At 57.8% G+C, this 10,679-nt stretch carries 8 protein-coding genes; 4 read left to right on the top strand and 4 right to left on the bottom strand.

Going from position 1 to position 10,679, the window contains the following annotated elements; all coding sequences use genetic code 11:
* The coding region (locus tag PHD44_RS11425; RefSeq protein ID WP_300191788.1) for a choice-of-anchor tandem repeat GloVer-containing protein at positions 1-1,099 on the top strand (1,099 nt) is incomplete at its 5' end.
* A 277-nt stretch (positions 1,100-1,376) separates the two neighbouring features.
* On the top strand, positions 1,377-1,748 hold the full coding sequence (locus PHD44_RS11420; protein ID WP_300191786.1) for a hypothetical protein: 372 nt from the start codon (positions 1,377-1,379) through the stop codon (positions 1,746-1,748).
* Positions 1,749-1,808: 60 nt separating this feature from the next.
* Here the strand turns inward: PHD44_RS11420 and PHD44_RS11415 are convergent, their stop codons facing one another.
* Positions 1,809-3,047 carry an MFS transporter gene (locus PHD44_RS11415; protein WP_300191784.1) on the bottom strand — a complete coding sequence of 413 codons (1,239 nt, stop codon included), beginning with the start codon at positions 3,045-3,047 and terminating at the stop codon, positions 1,809-1,811.
* Positions 3,048-3,436: 389 nt separating this feature from the next.
* On the opposite strand from PHD44_RS11415, the gene PHD44_RS11410 reads away from it, so the two are divergent.
* Positions 3,437-4,330 (top strand): tetratricopeptide repeat protein, encoded by an 894-nt coding sequence (locus PHD44_RS11410; RefSeq protein WP_300191782.1) that lies wholly within the window; start codon positions 3,437-3,439, stop codon positions 4,328-4,330.
* 251 nt (positions 4,331-4,581) lie between these two features.
* Here PHD44_RS11410 and PHD44_RS11405 read toward each other — a convergent pair whose 3' ends face one another.
* The 3 genes from PHD44_RS11405 to queF all read right to left on the bottom strand — a co-directional run bounded on the left by PHD44_RS11405 (position 4,582) and on the right by queF (position 7,823).
* Complete coding sequence (locus tag PHD44_RS11405; RefSeq protein WP_300191779.1) at positions 4,582-6,255, bottom strand: serine/threonine-protein kinase; 1,674 nt, start codon at positions 6,253-6,255, stop codon at positions 4,582-4,584.
* Positions 6,256-6,751: 496 nt separating this feature from the next.
* Complete coding sequence (locus tag PHD44_RS11400) at positions 6,752-7,270, bottom strand: FHA domain-containing protein (protein WP_300191776.1); 519 nt, start codon at positions 7,268-7,270, stop codon at positions 6,752-6,754.
* 163 nt (positions 7,271-7,433) lie between these two features.
* Positions 7,434-7,823: a preQ(1) synthase gene (gene queF / locus PHD44_RS11395; protein WP_300191774.1), complete on the bottom strand. Its 390-nt coding sequence runs from the start codon at positions 7,821-7,823 to the stop codon at positions 7,434-7,436.
* 137 nt (positions 7,824-7,960) lie between these two features.
* Between queF and PHD44_RS11390 the strand changes: the two genes are divergently transcribed.
* The coding region (locus tag PHD44_RS11390; protein ID WP_300191771.1) for an AAA family ATPase at positions 7,961-10,679 on the top strand (2,719 nt) is incomplete at its 3' end.

Here is a 10,679-nt window from a genome sequence, read left to right as displayed (position 1 = left end):
CAACCCGCAAATTGGTGGCTTGGTAGCCGATGCGAGTGGCAATCTGTATGGCACCACGCCGTATGGCGGCTCGGGTGGCACCGGCGCCATTTTCAAGCTCACGCCAAACGGTAGTGGCGGCTACAACGAATCGATTCTGTTTGATTTTCACGCATCGGGCTACAGCAACCCGCTGGGCACGATGGTCTACGATGCTGCCACCAAGATGTTGTACGGCACCGCCTCCACCGGCGATAACACCATCGGTCAGCAGGGTGGCGCAGTGTTCAAAATCAGCGCGGATGGCACCAGCGGCGGGATTCAGGTGGTACATGAGTTTTTGGGTAACCCGGCCGATCCCTCAGCCGATGGCTACACCCCCGAAGGCGATTTGGCGTTTGACGGCACCTATCTGTACGGCACCACCTACAACGGCGGCTCAACGAACGAACGGGGCTGCGTGTACCGCGTCAAACCCGATGGCAGTGGTTATATGATCCTGCATCACTTTAATGGCAATGTGAACAACGATGGCTCGAATCCGCAGGGCGGGGTGATGCTCGACCCAGCCACCAATACACTGTATGGCACTACGCCCTATGGCTGCGATACCTCGGCCTGCAACAGTGGCACTGTATTCAGCATCCATACCGATGGCACCGGCTACGCCGTATTGCACGGCTTTACCGGTGCCACTGGCGATGGTGCCAACCCCTATGGCGATGTAGCGCTGATGGGCAGCACGCTGTACGGCACCACCAACAATGGCGGCAATGGCTACGGCGTGATATTCAAGGTCAACACGGATGGCTCGGGTTACTCAAACTTGTATTCGCTCGATCCGAGCACCGATGGCATCAATCCGCAAGCTGGGCTCTTGGCGCACGGTGGCATGCTCTATGGCACCGCCCTATCGGACACAGTCAACAGTGCCGGCACAGTGTTCAAGATCGCCCCGGATGGCACAGGTTTTACCGTGCTGCACCCCTTTACCTTCAACCCCGATGGGGCCAGCCCGCTAAGCCCGATGATGTTTGACCCAGTCAGTGGCTTTATCTATGGCGAAACCCGCAGCGGTGGCGCGCATGGGATCGGTTCGGTGTTCAGGGTGGCTCCATAGCCCTGAGCGTGTGACGAGTTCAAGCGAGTCGCGGCGCGTGCCCGACTCGCTTGTTTGGCTTCGCTCTGAAGCCTTCGCATCAAAGCATTCTCGCGTGTTTGCAGCGCCATTTTCAGGCTGGCGGGCGGGTTCCCGTTTGACTTGGGTGTGCTTGTAGATGCCTTGGATGATTTTTGATGGACTCCAGAGCGTTTTCTGATGAGCGGCTCACAGATTGGTTTCTGTAGTCATTGATCAGAGAGCACGGTTTGCTCTTGTTTTTGTTGGGTGATTCAAAATGATTGATTCTTCATCACACAAACCCGCTACCTCGATGAGCGCAGAAGAGGTTGCCGATTTTATTGCCAGCAGCATCCCGAATCGTCGCTTCGGGTTTGTTGCCCGGCCTGTTTTCGTGCAAAAACTCGATGAGTTTGGCACACCGAGTCTCGCCGTCTTGACGTCGGAAAGCGATCAGACGCTGACCATTGCCGGTTTAATCTCGATGCAAAAGACAGACGATGTGTATGTCCATGATGATCATGCACCCGAAGGCACCCGGCTGATCTGCGGTACGATTCTGCACGTGCGCTCCGGGCTTCGTTCATCGGATAAAATAAAAGGGATGCAGCTGCTTTTCATCCAGAAAAATTCTTTTGAGCATGTTTGAACAGCATCTTCCTTGCGTACTTCTAACAAGTGACATAAAAGCCTTTTCTTGCAGTGCTGATTAGGCTGCGGATATCGTCGGCGTACTTGGATGCTGCTCACGCAGATCGGGCAGAAACAGCGCAATCACGCCAATCAAGGGTAAAAAGCTGCAATAGAAAATCAGGGTTTCGATACCGAAATGATCGGCAAACTGGCCGAGCAGGGCAGCCCCGATACCCGCCGTGCCGAAGGCAAATCCGAAGAACAGCCCGGACACGGCGCCGATCCGGTTCGGGAACAGTTCTTGCGCGTAAACCACCATGGCAGGGAAGGCGGACGCCAGTACGAAACCGATAACCAGCAGCAGGATCGATTGCGCTTCCAGCCCCATGTGCGGCAGTATCAATGTGAAGGGCGCAACCCCCAGAATCGACAACCAGATGACGCGCTGACGACCGATGCGATCACCGATCGGCCCGCCAAGCATCGTGCCCGCCGCCACGGCGAACAGCAGAATGAATAAATGCAGTTGTGCGGATTGAACCGGCAGGTCGAAGCGGTGCATCAGGTAGAACGTCAGGTAGTTGTTCATGCTGGCTAGGTACAGGAACTTGGAGAACATCAACGTCAGCAGGCCGACCAGGATCCACAAACGCAGCGAACGGGACAGATCGACCGGCGGCAGATGGCGTGCGGTTTTGGGTTTGCGGTGTTGAACGGTCGCCCAGCGCCCCACGAAAAAAAGCACCACCATCGCCAACAAGGCCGCTGCGCTGAACCAGGAGATGCTGACCTGCCCATGCGGAATGACGATCAGCGCGGCCAGAAGCGGGCCTGCGGCGGAGCCGCCATTGCCGCCCACCTGAAAGATGGACTGGGCCAGACCGGGCCGTTTCCCCGATGCCATGCGCGCCACGCGTGAGGATTCCGGATGGAAAATCGACGAGCCGATGCCCACCATCGCCGCGCCCGCGAGCAAAAAGCCATAACTCGGGGCAAACGCCAGGGTGATCAATCCGCTGAAGGTAAAGCCCATGCCGAGCACCAGCGAGTAGGGCATCGGTCGGCGGTCGATCGCCTGACCGATCAACGGTTGCAGAATGGAGGCCGTCAACTGGAAACACAGGGTAATCAGCCCGATCTGGGCAAAACTCAAGTCAAAATTGCTTTTGAACAGCGGATAAATCGAGATCATCAGCGACTGCATCAGATCATTGAGGAAATGCGAAACGCTGATGGCGCCGAGGACGCGGTATTGTGTTTCCACCGGTGCCGCTGGTGACACAGGCTGGGGGGTATCGGTCAGGGTTGTAGACATGGGGTGCTCGATGTGAGGCAGAAGAAAAGTGTGCTGGAACCTATTCTAGCAGCCGGTCCGACGGTTTGTTTGGCAGGATTTTTGCCGGTCTTGGCACGTTTTCGACTCTTGCCGCTGGCGGTGGTTCCGAGTAGGCTACGATACGGGGTTTCCGCTTTCGGGGGTGCCTCGAAAAACCCCATCCTTGGGCATTTTCGAGGTGCTCGCGCAATGGTTTTGTACGGCAATGGAATGAGATAGGGTAATTCATGCGAGCTTCGATGGTGTTTTCGGGTCGTACCATGCTATTGGTCACGTTGCTGACCTCGGGGGCAGTATCGATTTCAGGCTGTGCGCAACTAAGCAAGGACCAATCGAAAGAACCGTCTTCTAAGACAGTCAGTTCGAGCATGGAGCATGAGAAACCGACGAGTGGTAACAAAGCCCCTTTACTCAGCATTGGACAAATCATCCAACTGATCGAAAACGGTGAGCACGATCGGGCACGGGCAGCGCTGCAGACCTTCCTCGCCAAAGATCCAAAAAATCTGGCGGCGCGAAATCTGCAGAAACAGCTGACGATAGACCCGGCCAAGGCCCTGGGGCCGGCTGTTTCCACTTATACCATTCAGCCGGGCGATACGCTTGGCGGCTTGGCGGCCCGCTTTCTCGGTAATCCAATGGACTTTGTTATTCTGGGGCGTTACAACGACATCAAACGGGGGCGGGATCTTCAGGTGGGGCAGACCATCAAGATTCCTTCGAAGAAGAAGCTCAAAGCATTACCCGACGAGCCGCAGACCCTGAAAACAGACGAACCCACTGCTGAAGCACCAACCGTCAGCCCGGCCACGACCAAAGGCGCGGAATCTTCCACTTCGACGGCGGAACCGGCAGCGCCTGCCAGTGAATCGCAAACCGTGAAGCCAGAAGAGGCCGGATCAAACGCCATTGTCAAACCGATATCTCCAGCCGAGGAGGCCAGGGCACTGGCGGCGCAGCAAGCGGGGCTGGCTGCCATGCAGAAAAATCAGTTGGAAGAAGCGGCGAAAGAATTTTCCAAGGCGCTGGCGATCGATCCCAGTCTTGAGCTGGCCAAAACGCGCGCCGCGCAGGTGCAGCAAAAACGGGTGCAGCAATACCACGAAGCCGCGTTGATAGCCTATCGCAAACAACATCTGGATGAGGCGATTGCCTTGTGGGACAAGGCGTTGGCGCTGGATCCGAACTATGAGCCCGCTCTGGGTTATCGCGCCCGTGCGCAGGAGCTAAAGCGTCGCTTGGGTCAACTCAACGAGCAGTAAGCACCTATTGAAGGGTGTTTGCACCCGGATCGAAAGAAGCCACCTAAGTAAATGCTGATTTATTCCATCCTTGGAATAAATCAGCTCGCTCATCGCGGTACACGCCCGCGATGGCTCTAACGAATCAAAGACGTACGTCTTTGTTCGTGTTGGGGCATCCTGCCCCAAGCGGGAAGCACTGAATAAATCAGCGCTTCCCTAAGGCAGCTCTGCACGAATCGATACCGCTGTAAGCTGCGGTAGACGGTTTGTCATTCAACAGGATCTTTGGCTGTTCCCTGATGTTTGTCCACGCCAAGCGGCAGATCGTGTTCGATCTGCGCAGCATCGCGTTGCAACTGCCTTGCCTCCAGTACGTCGGCCATCGCGTTGTAAGCGGCAAACAAGCGTTCGAAATCGTCCCGCCGGTGCATTCGTATGCGATGTTCCAGGCGCCCCATTTTGATCTGATCGAGTGCGTTGGCAACGACATCCAGCGGCATCTGAAGGCGTCTTGTCAGCCAGTAGGTGCCTGCAACCACCACCAAAAGCACAATCGCGAACCAGGTCAGCAGGGTGAGCAGCGTGGTGCGATTCGCGGTTGCCAGTGCGTCGGTCGTCAGGCCGATGCGTAACTGGCCGATGGTGTGATTCTGGTAGGTAATCGGCGTTTCAAAGACATAGAACGGTGCCCCGGCGTCCTGTTGCACCGCATACACGCGTAAATCACCCCGAGCCAGAACGATGTGATCGTCCTTGAGCTGTGCGGCCATTCTAGCCACCAGTTGATCGCCCCGCGTTTGCGCTTCGATCTGACCTTTTTCACCACGAATCGCCATGTACACAATCTCGCGGTTATGGCTCATGCTGTCCACCCAGGATTGGAGCGCGAGTTTGTCCTGCAGTAGGAGATCTTCGGCTGTCTGTACCGCAACCCATTCGGACAAGCTGAAGCCGTAATCGTACGCCAGCTCCGTTATCACGCTGTTCTGCTTGTGATAGACCCAAATCATGCCCAGCACCATGGCGATGGCAACGACCAGCGCCATCAGCAGCGGCCAGCGGATGCGTAACGGGATGACGCTGCTCGAAAGCCAACGTTCGGTGCCTTCGTTCATGCGCTGGGCAATCGAGCGCAAATCGGCTGCGACACCGGCCGCGGACTGGTAACGCTCGTCTGGATCTTTGGCGAGCAAGGTGTTTACCAGTTCGATCAGATCCGGCGGTGTGCGCGGGTTGAGCGGCCTGAGTGTCGGGAGTGGTTCCTTGAGCACCTTCTGCCATACGACCCAGTGATCCTCATCCTGATAGGGGCGGTGTCCGGCCAGAAGTTCGTACAGCACCACGCCGAGCGAATACAGATCGCTGCGCCCGTCGATGGGTTGATCGGTGATCTGTTCGGGCGACATGTACTGGGGGGTGCCGGAAAGAAAGGCTCGCGCGCCCTCGCTTGATGGCGTATCGGTGTCACGGGTAATCCGGGCGATACCGAAATCCATCATTTTTATGTTGAGCTGATCGTGTTGCAGGATGATGTTTTCGGGCTTGATGTCCTGATGCACCACGCCGTGTCGATGAGCGAAATCCAGTGCATCAGCGATTTGTATGGCGAGTTCGACCAGCGTGCCGGGTGGGATGCCCTCGGGGTGACTGTCACCGAGTTGTCCCAGCGTCATGCCGGTGAGTAATTCCATGGCGATAAAGGGAATGCCGTCCACCTCGCCCACATCGAAGATGGTGACGATATGTGGATGGTTTAATGTGCCGGCCGCCTTGGCTTCGGTGAGAAAACGTTCCCGGTATTCGGCATGGGCGGAGAATTCCGGTCTTAAGGTCTTGATGGCAAGCGTGCGTTCGATTTTCGGGTCGTAGCCGCGATAGATGATGGCCATCGCGCCCCGTCCCAGCTCGCCCTGGATTTCAAACCGCCCAAACATTTTCGACATGACTGCTCCATAGTGTACTGTTTCGCTCTTGGAGGTACATTCAGCGAGTCGCTGGCCGATTAGATGCAAGGCGCGCTCGCGCCGCAATGGCCGCCCCCTTGCAAGCGGGCGCAACACTAACGCGGGCTTACGCCTGCTTCGCATTGAGCTGACGAAGTCCGCAGATGATCGGCCAGCGGCTCGCCCGAAGGGAGTCCTCCGAATGCGCCATGACGGCGTTGCTGTGCTTGCCAAGGGTTTGGCCATTGCCTGCGCACGGCGCCTTGTCCTGACGCATTCGGAGGGCTCTGAAAGTGCCTCCAAGAGCGAAACAGTACACCAGTAATGCTCCGGTCATTCCATTTTCTGCCCGCAAATTCATGCCTTTTGCTTTGCGTGCTCTGAGAATTCCAGGATGGAATTATTCAGTGCTCCCTTAAGTGACACGAAAAAGGCGGGTAAACCCCGCCGTGTATTTTGCCCTGCTTTATTACCCGTTGTATATCGGGGCGACCAACTAGCGCATGAATGCCCAGCCTAAAGCGACGAGCGCCACGATACCAATCGCGGCAAAGGCGAGCAGTCGGCTTTTCCCTGATGAAGCCGTTTTTTTGTTGGCGAGGCCGGTATGCAGTTGCAGTTCGACGCCACCGAAACGAATTCGGTCGCCATCTTGCAGGGGCGCTTCTGTGATGCGCACGTCATTCACGAAACTGCCATTCGTGGACAGGATATTCATGACGCGATACTGACCATTGTCTTCGATGATCCAGGCATGCAGGCTCGATACGCTGCCGTCGGCAAGAACGATATTGTTGTCTTCTCGCCGGCCGATGGTCGTTTTGCCCTGACGCAACGCAAAACGCTGATTGACAAAAGGCGGGGTCAGGCCGATCAAGGCTGGCTGGTCCAGATTGATATGAGTCTGTTGTTCGGTTTCATCCAGCGAGTGGATGCGGTCGTCGTTTTTGGCCACCAGCAGGGTGCCCTGGGTCCCCGAGTATTGGGGTTTATTCTGATATTGCACGTTTTCCATACAAGATTCCTCCACGAGCAAGCCATTGCATCGAGTGATGTAATTTCGATGCGGGCGATGATCCGATTCTAACCGTCTTTCTTGAATGAACGAGTCGCGGACAGCACTTCAGTCTGTAGGATATTTCTTACCTGAAGTATTTTTGTCGCGGCAGAGAGACGATTTACGGTAGTTCGATTTTTGGCGCTGGCGTCCAGCCGGGGTGGCGATGCTCGACGACTACATTCGTGTATATGCCGCCACGAACATTCCACTCGCCGGTTACCCGCATGAACCGGGGGGAGATGGCTGCGACCAGATCATTGAGAATGCCGTTGGTCATTGCTTCGTGAAAGCCGCCTTCCTCACGGAAGGACCACATGTATGTTTTCAGTGACTTGAGTTCCACACAGAGTTGATCGGGCACGAAATCGATCCTGATCGTGGCAAAATCGGGCTGGCCGGTTTTCGGGCACAGGCAAGTGAACTCAGGGATCGTCATGTGAATGGTATAGTCGCGGTCCGGGAAGGGGTTGGGAAAGGTTTCGAGTGTTTTGCTGGGCTGAGTGCTCATGAATCACCTTGCATCAGTATCGGTCTGGTTAAAGGCCGAATTGTATTTATGGTTAAAAGGAATGGAATGAATTCTGGCCGCCAGTATAGAGGTTCGAATCGCAGTGTGCCGCTTCGATATGTTCGCGGAGTGAGCGAATGCGTCTGACACGGCTGTATCTGGCCGGATTCAAATCCTTCGCCGCGCCGACTGAAATCTTGCTGCCCGCCGAGCGGGTGGCGATTGTCGGCCCGAACGGTTGCGGCAAATCCAACCTGATCGACGCCATCCGCTGGGTGTTGGGCGAGTCTTCCGCCAAGCAGCTGCGTGGCCAGTCGCTGGACGATGTGATCTTCGCGGGCAGCGGGCAGCGTCCGGCGGCGAGTCAGGCCGTGGTTGAGCTGTCGTTCGACAACAGCGCCCGTCGCCTCTCCGGGCCGTTCGGTGCTTATGATCAGATCGTCATCCGCCGCAGTCTGGGTCGGGACGGGCAATCGCGCTACACCATCAATCAAACTCGGGTTCGCCGCCGCGATGTGGTGGACTTGTTCCTCGGTACCGGTGTCGGCGCGCGCTCTTATTCTGTGATCGAACAGGGCCAGATCAACCGGATTGTCGATGCCAAACCTGAGGATCTGCGTGCCTATCTCGAGGAGACGGCCGGCATTTCACTGTATCGGGAGCGCCGTCGCGAAACCGAAAGTCGTATCCAGCAAACCCTGGACAATCTCAGCCGCCTGAGTGATATCGCCGACGAGCTTGGTCGCCAGAAAAGCCAGCTGGAGCGGCAGGCGCGGACGGCTGAGCGCTATCGGGAATTGCAGAAAAAGCGGCGCCGTCAAGTCGTCGAGCAAGCAGCGGTACAGGTCGTTCTGGCCGAACGTGCCCACGCGGCGCTGGAAGACGAGTGGCAAGCCGCTCAGGCAAACATGACGAAGGCGACCGAACACATGGCACAGGTCGAGTCGCAGTGGGCGCAGGAGGATGAAGCGCGAACGGAGGCCCAGAGCGCTCTTCAACAAGTTCAGGCCCGGCAATACCAACTGGCGGCCGAGCAGGCGCAACTTCAGGGACGTTTGGGGGAGCTTGCCGCCCGAATCGAATCAACGCAGCAACAGCGACAGGATGATCTTGCCCAGCGAACGCGGTTGGAAGCGGCCTGCACGGCGCTACAGGCTGAACTGTCCCGTCTGGCCGAGGAGCGGCGCACGCTCGAATCACAGCGGCAAAACGCCATGGAGCATCGCGCCAGAGCACAGGAGCAGTTGCGGGCAGCCGATGCCCATTTGAACGAAATGCGGGCCGAGTGGGCGCGTTCACACGAGGAACTGGCACGGCCGCAGCAGGATTTGGCCGCGGCAAAGGCGGAGTACGCCGCATTGCTGCGGCAGTTGCAACGGCTGGAAACCGAGCGGGCGAATGTGGCCGCGCCGGATTCCACCGGGCAGATGGCCGCCATAACCGAACAGATTCAGGATGCCGAAACCCGGATGGGTGCGCTGGAACAGTCGCAAGCCGAAAGCGAAGCGGTGTTGGCTGAACAGCAAGCGGTTCTGGCTGAACGATCGGAGCGCGCTGCCGCCATGCAAAAAGAGACGCAAACTCTGCGGCAGAATGCCGATGCGTTGCAGGCCGAACGCCGCGGCCTTGAGCGGGCTCTGGCGGCCCACCAAACATCGAAAGACGATTCACCTGAAGCCGAGCGACTCATTCGGCGTCTCGCCAATGCACATGCCGACGCCTGGTGGGGGTATGCACTTGGTGCGGGCATCGAGGCGGCTTGCGTAGATGATCTGGATGCTCTGGTGGGAGCCTGGAATGCCGATCAGATGCCCGCAACGGGTTGGTGGGTAGCGCCGGATTCGCAGCCGTCCGAGTCAAAGTCCGGCCTCGAACAGACGCCCAGCCCAAGCGAAGCGCTGGCGCCCTGGCTGCGCGATTGGCAGCACACACGCCATCCCGCAGTGTCCTTGAGCGAGGCATTGGCGCAGCGCCACACCCTGCCATCCGGTCACTGTTTCGTCTTGGCCGATGGTTGGCAGGTCGGTCGGCACTGGATCGGGCGTGGCGGGAGTGATCAAGCCGCCGTGCGACTGGCGCAACAAACGCGTCTGGCCGAATTGCAGCAGGCCGGAACCGAAGCCGAAACTGCGGCGGAGCAGGCACAGATTGAATTCCAACGGATACAAAATCAGTTAACGGAGCAGCGCAAGCAGGTCGAGCGGCTCGTGGCCGAGCAACACCAGTTCGAACAGCAGCGTCAGCGCCTGCACTGGTCGCTGGAGGATCTGCGTCGCAAGTATCAACAGCTTGAACAGCAGCAGGCGGATCGAGCGGCTAAGGTTGTGCGAATGGAGGCTGAGCACGGGCAATTGAGTGCAGATAGGGCACGACTGGAAGAGACAATGCGCCGTCTTGAACAAATCGTGGCAGAGGCCCGCACTGCGCGTGATGCGTTCAATGCGCGCCAGCAAACGGCAGAGCAGGCCGTGCAGGCCTTGCGTCGCCAGGCCGGTGAGGCCGGCCAGGCGCTTCAGCAGTTGGAGCGGACGGTGGATCGCAACCAGCACCAGTTTGAGCAGGCGCAGCAATCACTGGCGCGCGATGAGGCGCAGATGACGCAAATCGATCAGCGATTGGCACAATTCGCGGATCGATTGGACGGGTTGATTACGCAGCAAACCGAACGGCAGGCCGAGTTCACCGCGCTCGGTGCCCGTCAGCATGAGATCGCGCAGCAGGAAAAAGCTGCGCTGGCACGTGTTCAGCAGCACGTGCAGGCCGTGCAGACCGCAGGCGTCGAGCGGCATGAGGCGCAGATCGCCCTTGAGCAGGCGCGCTCGGCGGTTCAGGCGCTGGAGTTACAGCGCGCGCAAT

The sequence above is a fragment of the Halothiobacillus sp. genome (genome assembly GCF_028710545.1).
GTDB lineage: Bacteria > Pseudomonadota > Gammaproteobacteria > Halothiobacillales > Halothiobacillaceae > Halothiobacillus.
The sequence above is the reverse complement of the archived record's forward strand: the minus strand, read 5'-3'. Positions and strand labels throughout refer to the sequence as shown.